Origin of the sequence: Dermatophilus congolensis, from assembly GCF_900447215.1 — a bacterium.
GTDB classification, from domain to species: domain Bacteria; phylum Actinomycetota; class Actinomycetes; order Actinomycetales; family Dermatophilaceae; genus Dermatophilus; species Dermatophilus congolensis_A.
Map to the genome: position 1 here is coordinate 1,069,302 of NZ_UFYA01000001.1, position 17,580 is coordinate 1,086,881.

15 protein-coding genes and 7 tRNA genes are annotated in these 17,580 nt (G+C 59.7%); 20 read left to right on the top strand and 2 right to left on the bottom strand.

Features of this window, described 5'->3' with window-relative positions; genetic code table 11:
• Positions 1-41: 41 nt before the first annotated feature.
• The 9 genes from DXZ77_RS04525 to DXZ77_RS04560 all read left to right on the top strand — a co-directional run bounded on the left by DXZ77_RS04525 (position 42) and on the right by DXZ77_RS04560 (position 4,290).
• Positions 42-114: transfer RNA gene (locus DXZ77_RS04525), tRNA-Gly, on the top strand.
• Between the two features lie 37 nt (positions 115-151).
• A tRNA-Cys gene (locus tag DXZ77_RS04530) sits at positions 152-222 on the top strand.
• Positions 223-247: 25 nt separating this feature from the next.
• Positions 248-324: transfer RNA gene (locus DXZ77_RS04535), tRNA-Val, on the top strand.
• A 141-nt stretch (positions 325-465) separates the two neighbouring features.
• Positions 466-538, top strand: a tRNA-Gly gene (locus DXZ77_RS04540).
• Positions 539-575: 37 nt separating this feature from the next.
• Positions 576-646, top strand: a tRNA-Cys gene (locus DXZ77_RS04545).
• A gap of 25 nt (positions 647-671) precedes the next feature.
• Positions 672-748 (top strand) — tRNA-Val (locus DXZ77_RS04550).
• Between the two features lie 267 nt (positions 749-1,015).
• Positions 1,016-3,295 (top strand): Rossmann-fold NAD(P)-binding domain-containing protein, encoded by a 2,280-nt coding sequence (locus tag DXZ77_RS04555; RefSeq protein ID WP_115030296.1) that lies wholly within the window; start codon positions 1,016-1,018, stop codon positions 3,293-3,295.
• A gap of 229 nt (positions 3,296-3,524) precedes the next feature.
• Complete coding sequence (locus DXZ77_RS11720) at positions 3,525-3,788, top strand: hypothetical protein (protein WP_147279194.1); 264 nt, start codon at positions 3,525-3,527, stop codon at positions 3,786-3,788.
• Positions 3,789-3,864: 76 nt separating this feature from the next.
• Entirely contained in the window at positions 3,865-4,290 is a 426-nt protein-coding gene (locus DXZ77_RS04560) for a TIGR02611 family protein (protein ID WP_115030297.1), read from the top strand.
• Between the two features lie 23 nt (positions 4,291-4,313).
• Here DXZ77_RS04560 and DXZ77_RS04565 read toward each other — a convergent pair whose 3' ends face one another.
• Positions 4,314-5,027: a metal-dependent hydrolase gene (locus DXZ77_RS04565; protein ID WP_181816030.1), complete on the bottom strand. Its 714-nt coding sequence runs from the start codon at positions 5,025-5,027 to the stop codon at positions 4,314-4,316.
• A gap of 294 nt (positions 5,028-5,321) precedes the next feature.
• Here DXZ77_RS04565 and DXZ77_RS04570 point away from each other — a divergent pair.
• From DXZ77_RS04570 to DXZ77_RS04590, 4 genes are all read left to right on the top strand, one after another.
• Positions 5,322-5,398, top strand: a tRNA-Val gene (locus tag DXZ77_RS04570).
• Between the two features lie 763 nt (positions 5,399-6,161).
• Positions 6,162-6,977, top strand: coding sequence for a CAMP factor family pore-forming toxin (locus tag DXZ77_RS04580; protein ID WP_115030300.1), 816 nt, complete (start codon positions 6,162-6,164; stop codon positions 6,975-6,977).
• Positions 6,978-7,112: 135 nt separating this feature from the next.
• Positions 7,113-8,378, top strand: coding sequence for a CAP domain-containing protein (locus DXZ77_RS04585; RefSeq protein WP_115030301.1), 1,266 nt, complete (start codon positions 7,113-7,115; stop codon positions 8,376-8,378).
• 214 nt (positions 8,379-8,592) lie between these two features.
• On the top strand, positions 8,593-9,270 hold the full coding sequence (locus DXZ77_RS04590) for a GNAT family N-acetyltransferase (RefSeq protein ID WP_115030302.1): 678 nt from the start codon (positions 8,593-8,595) through the stop codon (positions 9,268-9,270).
• Here the strand turns inward: DXZ77_RS04590 and DXZ77_RS04595 are convergent.
• The gene (locus tag DXZ77_RS04595; RefSeq protein WP_220181591.1) at positions 9,246-10,118 is read right to left on the bottom strand and encodes a putative RNA methyltransferase; all 873 of its coding nucleotides are present in this window, start codon (positions 10,116-10,118) and stop codon (positions 9,246-9,248) included. The genes DXZ77_RS04590 and DXZ77_RS04595 overlap by 25 nt on opposite strands.
• A gap of 182 nt (positions 10,119-10,300) precedes the next feature.
• On the opposite strand from DXZ77_RS04595, the gene thrS reads away from it, so the two are divergent.
• The 7 genes from thrS (at position 10,301) to pdxS (ending at position 17,519) form a co-directional block, all read left to right on the top strand.
• The gene (gene thrS, locus DXZ77_RS04600) at positions 10,301-12,382 is read left to right on the top strand and encodes a threonine--tRNA ligase (RefSeq protein ID WP_115030303.1); all 2,082 of its coding nucleotides are present in this window, start codon (positions 10,301-10,303) and stop codon (positions 12,380-12,382) included.
• Positions 12,383-12,472: 90 nt separating this feature from the next.
• Positions 12,473-13,051 (top strand): HIT family protein, encoded by a 579-nt coding sequence (locus tag DXZ77_RS04605; RefSeq protein ID WP_115030305.1) that lies wholly within the window; start codon positions 12,473-12,475, stop codon positions 13,049-13,051.
• Positions 13,052-13,218: 167 nt separating this feature from the next.
• Entirely contained in the window at positions 13,219-13,860 is a 642-nt protein-coding gene (gene pgsA / locus DXZ77_RS04610; RefSeq protein WP_115032551.1) for a phosphatidylinositol phosphate synthase, read from the top strand.
• Complete coding sequence (locus DXZ77_RS04615; protein WP_181816031.1) at positions 13,857-14,798, top strand: phosphatidylinositol mannoside acyltransferase; 942 nt, start codon at positions 13,857-13,859, stop codon at positions 14,796-14,798. Before pgsA ends, DXZ77_RS04615 begins: the two co-directional genes overlap by 4 nt.
• Position 14,799: 1 nt before the next feature.
• Positions 14,800-15,972, top strand: coding sequence for a glycosyltransferase family 4 protein (locus DXZ77_RS04620; RefSeq protein ID WP_115030309.1), 1,173 nt, complete (start codon positions 14,800-14,802; stop codon positions 15,970-15,972).
• Positions 15,969-16,529 (top strand): hypothetical protein, encoded by a 561-nt coding sequence (locus DXZ77_RS04625; RefSeq protein ID WP_115030311.1) that lies wholly within the window; start codon positions 15,969-15,971, stop codon positions 16,527-16,529. The genes DXZ77_RS04620 and DXZ77_RS04625 overlap by 4 nt, the downstream gene beginning before the upstream one ends.
• 84 nt (positions 16,530-16,613) lie before the next feature.
• Complete coding sequence (gene pdxS / locus DXZ77_RS04630) at positions 16,614-17,519, top strand: pyridoxal 5'-phosphate synthase lyase subunit PdxS (protein ID WP_115030313.1); 906 nt, start codon at positions 16,614-16,616, stop codon at positions 17,517-17,519.
• The last annotated feature ends 61 nt before the right edge of the window (positions 17,520-17,580 follow it).

The following is a 17,580-nucleotide window of genomic DNA, read 5'->3' on the forward strand; positions in this document are numbered from 1 at the left end:
GAAATTCGGTTGAGTTTATCGCGGAAACTGCTGCATGTCGTGCGGATGTGGCTCAGTTGGTAGAGCATCACCTTGCCAAGGTGAGGGTCGCGGGTTCGAGTCCCGTCATCCGCTCTGGAGGGGACAATCATCTCCTGTTTCTCCCCTTTTTGGTGGAGTGGCCGAGAGGCGAGGCAACGGCCTGCAAAGCCGTCTACACGGGTTCAAATCCCGTCTCCACCTCGCATAGGTACACCATCAAGACCCCGGGCGATTGGCGCAGTTGGCTAGCGCGCTTCCCTGACACGGAAGAGGTCACAGGTTCAAGTCCTGTATCGCCCACCATGTATTGAGTGTCATTTGATGCTCTTTCATGCCGCGTAAATTGGCTGTGAGCACGAGTTTTTCCTGCTGGTAGGTGGTTTGATAACCAGGTAGCCAGGAGCGATGGACTCGGCGAGTGTGCTAGGGTACGTGGAGCATCGTGCGGATGTGGCTCAGTTGGTAGAGCATCACCTTGCCAAGGTGAGGGTCGCGGGTTCGAGTCCCGTCATCCGCTCTGGAGGGGACAATCATCTCCTGTTTCTCCCCTTTTTGGTGGAGTGGCCGAGAGGCGAGGCAACGGCCTGCAAAGCCGTCTACACGGGTTCAAATCCCGTCTCCACCTCGCATAGGTACACCATCAAGACCCCGGGCGATTGGCGCAGTTGGCTAGCGCGCTTCCCTGACACGGAAGAGGTCACAGGTTCAAGTCCTGTATCGCCCACCATGTATTTTGGGCCCCGGATCTAGATCCGGGGCCCAAAGTTTTTATGCGTGACTTTGTCACCGAAAAATTTTTTCACTCAGGCGAGTTGACCGAAAAAGCACGTTCTACACCTACGAACCAGGTACGTAGCACCTTCCACGCTCATTGCAGACAGAGCCGCCCTACCCTGGCAGTCAAACACTCAGGTAATGTCCTTTCGACGCATACCCGCCACGCACCACCATCACGACACCACTAGTCACGGAAGACGGGTCGGAGATAGCCCGAGTGAGAAACTCACGCAGAAACAGCACGACAGCCAAACGCACCGTCAGACATCTCAAAGAAGTCGTCCGCTTCGGAGCTCCTTCTCCCAACCTTGATGGCCGCACTATCGCCATCCTCGGCATCGGTGATGCCACCGCCAGCGCAATCATCTCAGCTCTGCACGCTGAAGGCGCCAAAACTGTGCGGATCGAGGGAAACATCCCTACCGAAATTCACAGCGACCGTGATGAAGCTGCTGCTGCGCTCCGCCGCGCACTCACGCCCCACGGCACCACCGTCGACGGCATCATCGATCTTGGCCTGGGCATCTTGACCCTCCCCAAAATCCGCGATTCGTGGATCGCCCAATACCGTCAAACAATCATGGCCCTGGAAATCGTGGGCCCGGAATGGTCTCGCGCTGGAGACGCCAACCGTTACTTCTACATAGCCCTAACCCGAACTGGGGGAGAACTAGCCACCCCCGCAGCCCCAGAAAACCCGCACGCAGGCCTATGGGCCGGACTAGCCAAAGCGCTCCCGCTGCACTACGAATGCGTCAACACTCGCGTTGTGGACTTTCCCACCTACATCGACACGCAAACCCTTGCCTACGGCCTGATCCGTGAGCTTTACCGCTGGGGAAGCTTCGAAATAGGGCTACTCGATGGAGTGCGCTATCGCCCCGTCTCCGTAGTCGAACCCACCCCAGCCCCCATACTCACCCTCACCGACCACGACACCGCCCTCGTTACCGGTAGCCACATCCCCGTTGTCTGTGCCCTTTCGCGCCGCCTCATTGACACCGGAACACGTGTTGTAGCCGCAGTTGCGCCCAGTGCGCCACGTAGCCAACGCTCCTATCTTTTGCGCTCAGGGATCGAACCCCGAACCTGCGACATCACCCAACAAAATGAAGTCAACGCCCTCATTACTGAACTAGGGCCCCACCTGAGCGCCGTCATCCACGCCGAAGGAGCCGACCTTACTGTTGAAGAAAGAAACGACCCCCTCGACAGCGCGAACAGGCTACTGGAACGACGCATCAAAGGGTTCCTCCACCTGCTAGATGCAGTGAAAAACAATGCTGATCCAGCCGTGATCTCCGTGCTCACCAGCACAACCCGCCCAGCCCTTGCTGGTGCGCACAACATCCACGCTGGCGCCATCGCTGAACTTCTCTCATATGTAGCCAGGTGGGCCACGCAAGAAATCCCTCCACGCACCGCCGTGCAAACCCTGACCGCAGGCATCACCGACAAATCCGAAACCGCTGTCTACGCACACGCCTGGGCCAACGAAATTCTGGCCACCTCCGAAGGAGCAGTCGACCTCGGTGACCGTATCGAAGTCACCACAGGGCCAATGCTTGCTCGCGGATACCTCGCTCATAGCGACGTTCCTGGAACCCGCGAAACCCGCACCGCCCTGGCACGAATCGGACGCCCAGAGCACTACATCAGTGACAAAAGCATCGCCATCCGCGTAGACCTAGCCCCAGCAGGAGACAACGCCAACCTTGATGTGCGCCTCGAAGGCAACCCTTGCGTACCGATCAGTGTTCTCGTTGACCAGATGGTCGCCACAGCAGCTTGGCTAACCAACGACATCCGGCAACGCGTGATCGAAATACGTCACCTGACGGTCAACCTGCGCGGTCTAGCTGAGGCAACGATGCACCTCGTTCGTGTCGCAGCCAATCTCACCCACGCCTCAAACAACACCATGCACGCTCGTCATATCGAAGTCACTGCCAGCTGCATGGGCAGACAAGTCGCCCACGCCGTCATCACCTTCGCCGGAAGCTACCCATCACGGCTACACACACCCGCCATCGAAACCACCGAGAACATCGCATACCAGCACCCCATCGGCCCCCAAGAAGCACCCGTCACCATGGTGTGGACCGGGTTGGCCTTCGACCGCATCGGTGAACGCGATGAAAACTCCGGAAACACGCGATACACCGTGCGACCTGACCGGCTCACCGACCAGTTCTCCCCAGGATTCGTTCCAGCACCACGCATCGGCTATAACCTCATCGAGAACTTAGCGGCACGGAGTTATCCCAACAGCCCCGCAACCGCATTCACGATCGATAGGCTCATCATCCACGCACCCTCCGTCACTCGCGGAAAGCTCTTCCTCGAACCGGCAACAACCGAAGGTGGCGCACGAACAGCGTGGAAAGCTAGCACTACCGGGGGAGATGTCATTCTCGAGGCACGAGGGGTGGCCTACAACAGCGGTACTGCATGCAGCGCACCTGCATGCTCCGCTGAAGAAATTCACATCCAATAAAAGTAAGAAACAAGGGGGAGTCATCAGCTATGCCAGCGAGATATCAAGTCGGTGACAAATTGGCGCCGACCATGTCTCAAGTCCTACTCACCAGCGCCGATCACAACAACTGAATGGAATCGATCCGGTTCGACAAGGGCCCCCTTGCTGCGTGTCCTGCCAGCGTTGACAGCACACGACGTGCAACCGCACCAGCCCACCGTCGACCTGATGCCACGGAAAGGCAATAATGAACCTGGATATTGCGTCGCGCCGATACGCGGTGACGTTGGCGCACCGGTGCGAACTCGGGACCTCTAACACTCGTGAAATCTCAGCCAGAAGCCTCACTGAACTTCTTCGCGTGCTACATGAGGGCGAAAACAACTACCAATCCTGCAGCTACTGCGGAGAGGCAGGGATGGCGATCTCTTCCATCTCCGTAGTTCTCGAAGAAGAAGCCCTTACCGAACGACTCGGAGCCTACGCAGACGAACTCTTCGCCGCGGTCTGAACAGGAACCGCAGCCGCAGCACACACGTTGAATTCCTCGGGGATAGGCCACACGTAGCTGCGATGCAGGAGGAGACATGGACGACGGGGGAGCCAAACTTTTCCATCCGGGGCAGTGGCAATGGCATCAGCGGCTTCAAGCTAACGCAAACGCATATCGGCTGTACCGACTCGGCGTCGCAGTTGCGGGATTCCTGATCGTGACAGCGGGGCTGATCATGGTCCCCTTGCCCGGGCCCGGGTGGCTCGTCGTCTTTATCGGTGTGGCGTTATGGGCATCTGAATTCACCTGGGCCCATCGCCTCCACCAATGGGGATGGGCCAAAGTTCGCGCCTGGACTATATGGATTGGTGCCCAATCGCTAGCCATACGCGGGGCAGTAGCACTAGGGACGTGCCTGATCGTATGGGCTGCGCTATGGATCTCGGCTTGGAGCACCGGAATCGCCGACCGGCTTCCGCAACCGATCGGCGATTTCATGCACACCTATCTTTTTCTCTGATGCACTAGCGCGCGCTTACCGCATCACGAAATGAATAGCTGCCGTAGCGGAGAAGCCGCCGCCCCAATCGAATAGACAAACCAGTAACCAATCGCCCCGCACAAGAGAACAAATACAATCGACTCCCCGCGGGTGCCGTTAGAGAAAAGCCCAAGACCCCACCGGCCGCCACCAATACGAGGCGCTTTCGCTGTCGTCAGTGAATCTCCGATGATGTGCACTGCCACTCCCACTGCTGCCGCCAAAGGCATCCACCACGGATACCAGCTGAAGTGATAAGCAAGCGCCCCAGCAATTGCAGACAAGGTCAGGTTTGTGCCTGGGTGCGAGGTATCACCAGGAAGCACATCGTCCAATCCAGTCAATGCCAATCCGGTAACCCAAGCAACAACCAGGGCCGCAGCCAGGGGATACATACCTGCCAGCAGAACCAAACCAGCCATCGCCAACGACGACAACACCAGATAGTGAGTCTGTTTACGGTGCTTAACGACCTTGCGCAGTGGCCACGTCAAAGTTGCCGATAGCCGTCCCCACACTCGCGTTGCCTTCGATCGGGGGGTGTCTAAGTCCGAAGCGATCGCCCACCCGGCCGCAACAGCTGCGAACAGCAACGCATCACGATCGGACAAGACATGAAGACCTGGCAGCGATGTCCCAGAAACCAGCTCGTTCCATGGACCAACCGCCATCCGTGACCACGTCGCCACCCATAGCCCTCCGGCGAAACCACTCACTGCATGTGTTGTGCCCTGCACTGACGTACCCCCTTTAATAACGTCCTTGTCCAATAACGACCAATCCGTGGCCACATGATGAGGCGAGGTCTTCTGTGACCAGAAGGCACACCACGCGCAGCGCTACACCGTGAACTGCGCATCCCACAAAGTCGTGCCGCGATCATCGCACTGACGCGAAAACCACAGGAAAATAAGCCTGCTCGCACCAGAGAAACCACTAATTCCATCCCCGATTTGGGTGATCGGGGAACCATTGGATACAGTTGCGAAGCACTTGGGCATACAGCTCACGGACGTGTAGCTCAGCTGGTTAGAGCGTTCGCTTCACACGCGAAAGGTCAGGGGTTCGAGTCCCTTCACGTCCACCACCAAACAAGGCCCGAACCGAAATCCTGGTTAATTTCGGTTCGGGCCTTGTTGCTATGTATGAGCCTCATTAAAGGCAGCGGCGCCTGAAGAGGAAATGCCGAATTACCTGTTGGGCCTCACTTGAGCTCTCACCCACCCCTCACCCAGACTCACATCAATAACCTGTATCTACGCTGAGAATTTTATTCAGGCGTGACGCATCATTCATCTGACTCACAGGTAAAAAGCAGGAAAGCCTCTCAGTGGCACGCAAACTTGACAGCCACATCGCCCGCCATACAGTTCACCACTCACTCTTCTTCCCCTTCTCACCAGGAAAAACCGTGAAATCCTCGGCAGGAGCCAATCAGCCACCTGCCCGCGGAGCACATGCGCTGACTCCACGCAAAAACAGCTGCCCACACATCCCCGCACACCCCCTGTGGGTGCCCACACATGCTGCAAATAAAGGCAAATCCCCATATACACATATGTGTGACCTGCAGATGCTGTGGGTCACCTTGTGGCCAGGTGGGTCCCATCTGCATGGGTAGCGTTCTCCTCGTTGGCCGCGAGCCAACCTGTTTCAAGGCGCCACGCCGCGAAACAACACCCGATGTCGCACCGATGACGGCACGTGGACGGATGAACAGCGAGTCCCCTCGAACGACCACGCACCCACTCGAGCACGTCGAAACTCGACACCGCCCTGAAGCGGAGCGTCAAAAGAACAAAACTCCCCAGCCCGGCTCAGCCGGGTTCTTACCACCCTGAGGAAAACTTATGTTCAGCTCACGCAAGGCAGTTGCGGGCCTGGCCGCCTGCGCCCTGTCAATCTCCCCTTTCATCTACTCCGTGCCGAGCCACGCTGCTCCTCTCACCACGCAGACCAGCTTCTCAGCTCAGTCTCACGTCTCCGCAGAGGCCATCGCTGCCTACCGCGCTGAGGCCAAGAATGACCTGAACAAGATCAACAACTCCATCAACGAGCTGCAGACCGCCAAGGAAATCGCTCCTGACACGAACTACCTCAAGGAGATCAAGCAGCTCCTGAAGACCGCTTTCGAACTGCGTGGCACCATCACCGCCATCGCCTCTGGGCAGCCTCCGGCATTCGACCCCGCCACCATCAAAGCCCGCGTCGAGGTCGTTCGCCAGATCGCTATCACCATCCACTACTCCCACAAACACCTGCGTAACAAAGTTACCCAGGCACACGCCGAGCTCGGCTTCGCAGTCACCAAAGCCATCATCCGCGTCTGCAACCCCACCTCCACGATGGAGCAGCTGAACGCTTCCCGCGATGAGCTCATCCAGGATCTTGAGAAGGTCAAGAACTACCCCGACCTCAAGCCGACCGACCGCGCCACCATTTACGTCAAGGCCGGCCTGAACCGCAAGATCTGGGAGATCCGCTGGGGCCGCGACACCAAGATCCTCGGCAAGGCCGAGCGCGGTGTTTACAAAGAGCTCAACAAGAACATCACACACGCTGTCGGCGTCTGGGCCAAGATCAACGTCACCGTTGCCGACGTCGACAAAGAAATTGCCGCGCTCGACGCCGCCTACAAGAAGGCGTTGGGCACGCTCAAGAAGTGATTCACCCCCGGTGAACACGCGTCCCGCTCCTTGCACAAGGGGCGGGACGCCCCCCCCCCAAAAAAGCAGGGATACACAGGGGCGCACCTCCACGGCCCCAATGCCCTTCGACAAGGCATAAATACAGGAGAAAGTATGCAGAAAAAGCTCAGCAAGCGCGCCTCCCGGATGATTGCGGCTACCGCCGCATGCGGCCTGGCCTCCTCATTGGTGGTCGGCGGGACTGCTTTCGCAGTAGACGGGAAGCACGACCAGTCGAGCCACAAGCCGGCAGCTACCTCCGGTGACAAGAAAGCCGGTGACAAGGACAAGAAGGCCAAGACCCCCGAAAAGGCCAACCTGGTCAACCCCATTCCCTTCGCTCTCTCAAGCGAAGAGTTCAAAGAGCTTTTCGACGACGTCATCAACGACCGCACGAGCGGAGCCGACCGCGTTCGTTCCTTCGTGAACAAGTTCACCGGCGGTGCCATCAAGGATGGCTTCTACCGCAACTGCCCGTGGATTGACTTCCAGGACCGCAACCCGAACCAGCCTGGCGACAAGGGCTACGGCGACGACCCCACCAACCCCAACCCCACGCACCCCGGTGACAAAACCCCCGGTGGCGACCAGACTCCTGGTGGCGACAAGACCCCGGGTATGCCTGGCACCCCTGGTGGTGACAAGACTCCTGGTGGTGACAAGACTCCTGGTGGTGACAAGACTCCTGGTGGTGACAAGACCCCCGGTGGCGACCACGGTAAGAAGCCTGGCGATGGCACAGGCGTAGGCAACATCGGTGGCGACAAGCCTTCTCGACCTGGTCAGCCTGGTGACCCGTCGCACCCCGGCAAGCCTGGTCAGCCTGGTCAGCCTGGTGACCCGTCGCACCCCGGCAAGCCTGGTCAGCCTGGTCAGCCTGGTGACCCGTCGCACCCCGGCAAGCCTGGTCAGCCTGGTCAGCCTGGTGACCCGTCGCACCCCGGCAAGCCTGGTCAGCCTGGTCAGCCTGGTGACCCGTCGCACCCCGGCAAGCCCGGTCAGCCCGGCGAAGGATCCAAAGACGCTCAGCTCGACCAGATCGAGCGCGCGATCTTCGACAAGATCAACCAGACCCGCCAGCAGGCTGGCGTTGCACCACTGAAGTGGGACCAGCGCCTAGCCAACGACTCCCGTGCATGGTCGAAGCACCAGGCTGACCTGAACACCATGGTTCACGACAAGTCCAGCTTCTACTACAACAACTACGGGGAAATCTTGGCCGCTGGCCCGGACCCGGCGAAGACGGCAGTCAACCAGTGGATCAACTCCCAGCCGCACTACCTGCCCATGGTCTTCAAGGGCCACACCATCGGTGGCGTGGGCGTGTACAAGCACCCCACCTGGGGCTACATGGTTACCGCTCGCATGGGCGCCAAGTGACCCAGCACCTCCTCTGATCACCAGTAGAGCACTACCTGCTCACTGATGATCTGAGCACATCGCAACACCGTTGGGGTGTCACGGATATATCCGTGACACCCCAACTCTTTATTTGCTCCACGCATTTGCTGCACTTTTACTCCATGCGCAGAACCATCCCGCAATAACCACCCATTCACTCCCAGCTTTCCTGAAAATAAATAAAATTAAACACATGACCACTCAAAGGGGAGTAGCCATGCCCAACTGCAACCTCACAATCGTTCCCGGCTCTAAATCAGACCGCGACACATGCGCTGAGGTACTCGCACAAGCCTTCGCCGACGACGAATACACCCTCGGTCTCATTCCAGCCCGCGACCACCAACGACTCCCAACGCTCTTCCGCCGCATCATCACCGAAGTAATCACCGCCAACGGCTACGTGTACCTCGCCCGCGACACCACCAACGGCCAAGCACTCGGATGCGCGCTCTGGGGCGTCCCCAACGAACACGTCACCCTCCTCCAACAGCTCAAAGGCCTACCCACATACCTCTCCATCTTCGGTAAACGATTCCACCACGCCCTACTCACCCAAAACGAAATCCGATCACACCTACCCACCATTCCCCACTGGTACCTCAAAGCCGTAGGAACCATCCCCTCCGCTCGTGGCCGTGGCGCCGGAAGCGCTCTCATCCAACAAGGCCTCCACCACGCAGACAAAGCAGGACAAGCTGCCTACCTCGAATCATCCAAAATCTCGAACATCCCCTTCTACGAAAAATTCGGATTCAACCAGATATCAACAGTTCCCGGACACGGCACCATCGACTCGGTCGGCATGTGGCGACCAGCCTCCACATGCCCCCAAACAATCACACCTCACCCCACCCCAACTGGCCGATAAACCCCTACCCGCACCGCCAACGTCACCTCAGAGGGCAACACCAATCCATCAACATCTCCCGCATGATGCGCCCCAGGACCCATCCCCACCAAAAGACGACCCTGCGCAGCCTCCACAGGCACCCGACTCTCCACACACCGCTGCGAAACCACATCAAACCCCTCCATCGAAGCCGCAAGCCTCTCTTCCTTACGCGGATCCACCCTCACCCGCATAGCCCCCGATAACTCCGCCAAATGATGAGACAACGGAGTCACCACCACAACCACACCATCCGGACGCAACACCCGCCCCAGCTCCGCGCCATGACGAGGCGCGAAAACCACCAACGCAACTTGAACGCTCCCATCCCGAATCGGAAAACGCTCCCACGTATCAGCCACCACCGACACCAACCCCGCATGCGCCTTAGCCGCCCTACGCGCCGCATACACCGACAAATCCATACCCACCCCAAAACCCAACGGCGTCTGCGACAAAACCCCTGCCGCGTAATAGCCAGTCCCACCACCACAATCCAAAACCCCACCCAACTCCACCCCACCAGCAGGCAACACCCCGCCCTCAAGTACAGCCTGCACCACACCATCCAAAATAGGGCGATACAACCCCGAAGACTGCACCTCAAACCGCGCCGCCACCATCGCCGCATCATCAGCAACAAGACCATGCCGACCCCGACCACCCAACAACGTCACATGCCCCTGACGAGCTCGATCAAAACGATGACCCGCCCCACAACCAAAACACCGAACCTGTACATCAGGCTCTAAATCCCCACCACACACCGGACAAGCCAACATCATCCAACCCGACGCAGCCACGCCCCGCACCTGCTCCGAACTCACCGCTCAACCCCCTTTTTCCGCACCGACAACACAACACACATAGCCCTGCGCACAGCTCATTAGGCGATCATGCGCACCCCTCGATTGCTACCAGGGTGGGTACCAGGACGTAGCATCATTGCGCGAGCGTTATACAACGCCGCATGTACATCAACACCACGTAACTAATCGAGGAGACCATCGTGCCCACGCAGATCACCGTGACCGTAGCCGGAGAGCAACGAACGGTCGAGCAGGGCACGACTGCCGCTGACCTGTTCGCCGACAACAAGCGCATCGTCGCTGCCCGCCTCACCAACAACGACAGCAGCCGCGTTGTCGACCTCGCCCACCCCCTGTCCGACGGCGACACTATCGACAGCGTCGACATCGGCAGCGAAGACGGCCTCAACGTACTCCGCCACTCTGCCACCCACGTCATGGCCCAAGCCGTACAACGCATGCGTCCCAACGCTAAACTCGGCATCGGCCCCGTGATCACCGACGGCTTCTACTACGACTTCGACGTCGAAGAACCCTTCACCCCTGAAGACCTGAAAAAACTCGAAAAAACGATGCAGCGCATCGTCAACGAAGGGCAAACCTTCCGCCGCCGCGTCATCACCCAAGCCGAAGCCGAAGCCGAACTAGCCAACGAACCCTACAAACTCGAACTCATCAGCCTCGCTGGAGGCCCCGGATCTGGTAAGAACGCTGATGACATCGACGCCGCAGCAGAAGGGGCGTCCATGGAAGTCGGCGGCGACGAACTCACCATCTACGAAAACGTCGATCGCAAAGGCGAAGTCGTTTGGCGCGACCTATGCCGCGGCCCCCACGTACCCACCACCAAAATGCTCGCCAACGGCTTCAAACTCATGCGCTGCTCCGCCGCATACTGGCGCGGCGACCAACGCAACGCCGGCATGCAACGCCTCTACGGCACCGCATGGCCCACCAAAGACGAAATGCGTGCCTACCTCGACCGCATCGCCGAAGCCGAAAAGCGCGACCACCGTCGCCTCGGCAACCAGATGGACCTGTTCAGCTTCCCAGACGAAATCGGCTCCGGACTAGCCGTATTCCACCCCAAAGGCGCCATCATGCGCATGGAAATGGAGGAATACTCCCGCCAACGCCACATCGCCGCCGGATACAGCTTCGTCAACACCCCACACATCACTAAAGGAAACCTGTTCGAAGTCTCCGGACACCTCGACTGGTACCGCGACGGCATGTACCCCGCCATGCAAATGGATGAGGAACGCGACAGCGAAGGCAACATCACCAAACCCGGCCAGGACTACTACCTCAAGCCGATGAACTGCCCCATGCACAACCTCATCTTCCGCTCCCGCGGACGCAGCTACCGCGAACTACCACTACGACTCTTCGAATTTGGAACCGTCTACCGCAACGAAAAATCCGGCGTTGTTCACGGCCTCACCCGCGCCCGCGGATTCACCCAAGACGACGCCCACATCTACTGCACCCGCGACCAAATGCGCGGCGAACTCACCCGACTGCTCACCTTCGTCCTAGACCTACTCAAGGACTACGGACTCGACGACTTCTACCTCGAACTCTCCACCAAAAACCCAGAAAAATTCGTCGGCGATGACGCCACCTGGGAAGAAGCCACCGAAACACTGCGCCAAGTCGCCACCGACTCCGGCCTAGACCTCGTCCCCGACCCCGGCGGCGCCGCGTTCTACGGCCCCAAAATCTCCGTACAAGCCAAAGACGCCATCGGCCGCACCTGGCAAATGAGCACCATTCAGCTCGACTTCAACCTGCCAGAACGATTCGAACTCGAATACCAAGCCGCAGACGGAACCCGTCAACGCCCCGTCATGATCCACCGCGCGCTATTCGGTTCCATCGAACGATTCTTCGGCGTTCTCGTCGAACACTACGCAGGATCATTCCCCGCCTGGCTCGCCCCCGTGCAAGTCACCGGAATCCCCGTCGCAGAAGAACATGGCGAATACCTCGAAGAAATCGCAGCACGCCTACGCGAACACGGCGTTCGCATCGAAATCGACCACAGCGACGACCGCTTCCCCAAGAAAATCCGCAACGCATCCACCTCCAAAGTCCCTTTCACACTCATCGCCGGTGAAGAAGACCGCAGCAACAACGCCGTCAGCTTCCGCTTCCGCGACGGCAGCCAAGAAAACAAAGTCCCTGTCGACGTAGCAATCGAACGGATCCTCACCACCATCCGCAGCCGCGACAACAACGACCCTGTCGCCTCCACCCACACACCCGAAGAAACCGAGTAACAAAAGCACAAACCACACCTGTCAGGGGTGGCACGGACACACACCGTGCCACCCCTGACTCACCCCACCACCAGACCTAAAATCAGGCCCATGACCCAACCGCCCCGGATCGACCCAGCCACGCAATTTGCCGGTGAACACGACGGCTTCGAACGCCTCTGGACCCCGCACCGCATGGCCTACATCCAGGGCAATTCCGAAACAAAAAACACATCACAACCACACACGGCAAAAGAAAACGACTGCCCCTTCTGCACAGGCCCCACCAAAACCGACGAAGAAGCACTTATCATCCACCGCGGAAAACACTGCTTCGCCATCCTCAACCTCTTCCCCTACAACCCCGGCCACCTCCTCATCTGCCCCTACCGCCACATCCCCATGTACATCGACCTCAACGACGAAGAACTCGACGAATTCACATCAATGACCCGCCAAGCAATCCGCATGATGCAGCGCGTCAACGCCCCACACGGCTTCAACATCGGAATGAATCAAGGCGCAGTAGCAGGCGCTGGCGTAGCAGCCCACCTACACCAACACATCGTTCCCCGGTGGTCCGGCGACGCTAACTTCTTCCCCATCATCGGCCGCACCAAAGCCCTACCCGTCCTCCTCGATGACACCCGACGCATGTTCACTCAAGGATGGACAGACACCACCCAATAAGCAGCACCACCAACCGACAAGAAAAGCCACCCCGTCACATAGGGTGGGCTAATCATGAGCACACCGGCATTCGCAGCGCCTACCCGACACCACACACCCACCCACGACAGCGAATGCCCACCACCACAACGGCGGCCCCCACACACCAACAACCACGAAGGGGCCCCATGCTGAACAAATTCGCCCGATCATTCGCCACCAAAATCGCCACTCCCATCGCCAAAATCCTCCTGCGCATAGGCCTCAACGCTGACGCAGTCACCACCATCGGGGCACTAGGCGTATGCGCAGGCGCACTCTGGTTCTTCCCCCGAGGAGAATTCGCACCCGGAGTCCTATTCATCACATTCTTTGTCCTATTCGACCTCCTCGACGGCACCATGGCACGCCTATCAGGAACCACCAGCACCTGGGGAGCCTTCCTCGACTCAACCCTCGACCGCCTCGCCGACGGAGCTGTATTCGGCGGCCTCCTGCTCTTCTATGCCCGCCAACCCCACGAAACCTCCGCCACCTGGGCCTCACTGTTCTGCCTCGTCTTCGCTTTCGTCACCAGCTACGCCCGAGCCCGCGCCGAAGGCCTAGGCATGACCGGAGCAAACACCGGCATCGCCGAACGCGCCGACAGACTCCTCATCACCCTCGCCGGAGCATTCATCGTCGACATCGCCAACCTGCCCAGCGACACCCTCGGCTACATCCTGTGGGCCCTAGCTGCCGCGAGCGCCCTAACCGTATGGCAACGAATGCACGCAGTCGCAAAAGAAATCGAGAAAAAACGCACCGACCACACCCATCCCATGCCATGAAAAACCCCACACACACCTGGCGTAAACGCATCAGCAACAAGCTCACAACCAGCGCATTCGCCACAGCATGGCAGGTTATTCCACGGCTACCGCAACGCCTGACCTTCGCTCTGTTCGACCTCGCCGCCCACCTGACCTATATCGCTAACGGGCAAGGCGTACGCACCCTGCGCGAAAACTACCGACACCTGCACCCACACCTACCGCATCCTCGCCCACTGGAAACTCTCGTCCGTGACGGAGTTCGCTCCTACCTGCGCTACTGGTGCGAACTATTCCGGCTACCAGCAATGACCCCCGAGGACATCCGAAACTGCACCCGAATAGAAGGACTGCATCACATCCGTGCAGCCATGGGATCACCTGAGCAGCCCCGTGCCGTTGCCTGTTTCCTTTCCCACAGCGGAAACTGGGACCTCGCAGGAGCATGGGCCCAACTCGACTTGGGCCCCGTCGTCACAGTCGCCGAACGCCTCCAACCAGAAAGCGTCTTCACCCTTTTCCGCGCTACTCGCCACGCCCTAGGCATGCGCATCATCGCCCTCACCGGCGAAGGAAACGTACTGCGCACCCTCCACAGCGCAACCAACAAACCCGTCATCATCCCCTTACTGGCCGATCGAGACCTCACCGGCGGGGGAGTGGCTACCACCTTCCCCGGCGGTCACATCAACGCCAGCGTCGGCCCAGCTGCCCTGGCCATCACCGCAGGAATAGCAGTCCTACCCGTCACCATCCACTACGAATCCACCCCCGAGACCACCAGTTACCGCACCGTCATCCAATTCCACCCACCTGCCCCCCCCACCAGCGGGACAACCCACCAACGCGTCCGCGACACCACCCAATACTGCGTTGACATCATCGCCAACAACATCCTCAACCACCCCCAAGACTGGCACATGATGCAACCCATCTACATACCCCAAGGCACCTAAGATGCGCATCGGAATCGTCTGCCCCTACAGCTTCGATGTCGCAGGCGGCGTGCAAAACCACACCCGCGACCTCGCCCACCAACTCCACACCCGAGGACACCACGTCGCCGTACTCGCCCCGGCAGCCGAAACCACCCCCCATACCCGCAACTTCACCAGCGCCGGAAGCTCACGCGCCATCCCCTACAACGGCTCCATCGCGCGCCTAGCCTTCGGCCCAGCCGTAGCCAACCGTGTCACCACCTGGCTAGAAAACGGCCGCTTCGACATCCTCCACATCCACGAACCTCTCGTACCTAGCACATCCATCCTCGCCCTACGCGCCGCACGAACCCCCATCGTGGCGACCTTCCACACCAACCTCGAACGCTCCCTCGCTATCCAAGCGGTATCCCCGCTAGTCCGCTCATCCCTAGAAAAAATCCACGGCCGCATAGCCGTCTCCCAAGCCGCCCGACAAACCGCCCTCAACCACATGGGCATCGATAGCGTCATCATCCCCAACGGCGTCGATACGCACACCTTCGCTACCGCCACCCCCAACCCCACCTGGACCGGAACCCCCAACCACCCCACCATCGCCTTCCTAGGCCGTATCGACGAACCCCGCAAAGGTCTGCCCGTCCTGGCCGATGCCCTCCCACACCTACTCAAACACCACCCAGGCCTACGCCTACTCATCGCCGGCCACGGAGACATCCCCACCGCCCGCAACCTCATCCCCACCTCAGCCCGCCACGCCGCTCACTTCCTGGGAGCAATCCCCGAAACAGACAAAGCCGCACTCCTACGCTCCGTCGACGCCTACATTGCCCCCCACACCGGAGGCGAAAGCTTTGGCATCGTCCTAGTAGAAGCCATGAGCGCCGGGGCACCAGTCATCGCCTCCAACCTCACCCCCTTCACCCACGTTCTTGGCGACGCCGGAATCACCTTCCCCACAGGAAACTCACACGCCCTCGCCCAAGCCCTCACCAACCTCCTCCACAACCCCAAACTACGCGAAAAGCTGCACCTAGCAGGCCTTGCCCGCGCCGCCACCTACGATTGGCGCCACGTCAGCGACGACATCCTCGCCGTTTACGAAACAGTCCTCGAAGGAACCCGCGCCACACCCCTGACCAACACCGCAACAGCCCTCTGGGCCACCCTCAAAGCGACCCTTACCCCATGAACACCACCTGGATCCTCACTACCCTGCTCATCCTCGCCCTATTCGCTTGGCACCTTTCCTACACAGCAGCGCGACTACACCGCCTCCATACCCGCGCCGAAGGAGCCCTTGCCGCCCTCGACGCCTACCTCATCCGCCGCGCAGAAGCAGCTACCGCCCTGGCAAACTCCGGCCTCCTAGACCCCGCCAGCTCACTCATACTCGCCTCCGCCAGCGCCGAATCCATTCATAGCGACTACAGCCTCCTTACCCTCGACTGGGCTGAAGGAAAACTGGCCCTACGCGAACTCACCGAAACAGCCCTCACCGTCGCACTCCGCGAAACCCTGCCCACCTCCACCCCCACGAACAGCAACTCACCCGAATCTGACCCAATCGCCCACACCATCGCCACACACCGCCGTGTCCAGCTAGCCCGCCAGTTCTACAACAACACCGTCAGCGACGTCCGCCGCCTGCGGCACACACCCCTGGTACGCATCGCCCACCTCGCTGGACACGCCACCACGCCCCGTCCCATCGAATTCGATGACGACCTCACCGCGTCACCCACCTAACCCACACCCATCCAGACCAGCCACAACGGTGCTGCGCGTATCGTCTACCCAGGCATCATTCATTAGGAACGCAAGGGAGCACCCATGACCGAACAGTCATCCGCCCAGTCCGCTGTAGGCACCACCCGCGTCAAACGCGGCATGGCCGAAATGCTCAAAGGTGGCGTGATCATGGACGTCGTCACCCCAGAACAGGCCAAAATCGCTGAAGACGCAGGCGCCGTCGCAGTCATGGCCCTCGAACGCGTCCCTGCCGACATCCGCGCCCAAGGCGGCGTCTCACGCATGAGCGACCCCGACATGATCGACGGCATCATCAACGCCGTCTCCATCCCCGTCATGGCCAAAGCACGCATCGGCCACTTCGTCGAAGCACAGGTACTGCAATCTCTGGGCGTGGACTACATCGACGAATCCGAAGTACTCACCCCCGCCGACTACAGCAACCACATCGACAAATGGGCCTTCACCGTCCCCTTTGTTTGCGGCGCCACCAACCTCGGCGAAGCCCTACGCCGCATCACCGAAGGCGCAGCGATGATCCGTTCCAAAGGAGAAGCCGGTACCGGCGATGTCTCCAACGCCACCACGCACATGCGCAAAATGCGCGATCAAATCCGTTGGCTCACCTCGCTCCCCGAAGACGAACTCTACGTAGCCGCAAAAGAACTCCAAGCCCCCTACGACCTAGTCAAAGAAGTAGCAACCAACGGCAAACTCCCCGTCGTACTCTTCACCGCTGGCGGTATCGCCACCCCCGCCGACGCCGCCATGATGATGCAGCTGGGCGCCGAAGGCGTCTTCGTTGGCTCAGGCATCTTCAAGTCCGGAAACCCCGCCCAACGTGCTGAAGCCATCGTCAAAGCCACCACCTTCTACGACGACCCCGACACCATCGCCAAAGTCTCCCGAGGCCTGGGCGAAGCAATGGTCGGAATCAACGTCGACGACATCCCCGTACCCCACCGCCTCGCTGAGCGCGGCTGGTGACCTCTGAACTGCGCCTGCCACTGAAATACACATAAACAAACACAGCCGTGGGCAGCGGTGC

Bases quoted from the DNA above. Each gene is read 5' to 3' on its own strand.
- DXZ77_RS11720 (WP_147279194.1), top strand. From the start codon at position 3,525: ATGAACCTGGATATTGCGTCGCGCCGATACGCGGTGACGTTGGCGCAC.
- DXZ77_RS04560 (WP_115030297.1), top strand. From the start codon at position 3,865: ATGGACGACGGGGGAGCCAAACTTTTCCATCCGGGGCAGTGGCAATGG.
- DXZ77_RS04580 (WP_115030300.1), top strand. From the start codon at position 6,162: ATGTTCAGCTCACGCAAGGCAGTTGCGGGCCTGGCCGCCTGCGCCCTG.
- DXZ77_RS04585 (WP_115030301.1), top strand. From the start codon at position 7,113: ATGCAGAAAAAGCTCAGCAAGCGCGCCTCCCGGATGATTGCGGCTACC.
- DXZ77_RS04590 (WP_115030302.1), top strand. From the start codon at position 8,593: ATGACCACTCAAAGGGGAGTAGCCATGCCCAACTGCAACCTCACAATC.
- DXZ77_RS04605 (WP_115030305.1), top strand. From the start codon at position 12,473: ATGACCCAACCGCCCCGGATCGACCCAGCCACGCAATTTGCCGGTGAA.
- pgsA (WP_115032551.1), top strand. From the start codon at position 13,219: ATGCTGAACAAATTCGCCCGATCATTCGCCACCAAAATCGCCACTCCC.
- DXZ77_RS04615 (WP_181816031.1), top strand. From the start codon at position 13,857: ATGAAAAACCCCACACACACCTGGCGTAAACGCATCAGCAACAAGCTC.
- DXZ77_RS04620 (WP_115030309.1), top strand. From the start codon at position 14,800: ATGCGCATCGGAATCGTCTGCCCCTACAGCTTCGATGTCGCAGGCGGC.
- DXZ77_RS04625 (WP_115030311.1), top strand. From the start codon at position 15,969: ATGAACACCACCTGGATCCTCACTACCCTGCTCATCCTCGCCCTATTC.
- pdxS (WP_115030313.1), top strand. From the start codon at position 16,614: ATGACCGAACAGTCATCCGCCCAGTCCGCTGTAGGCACCACCCGCGTC.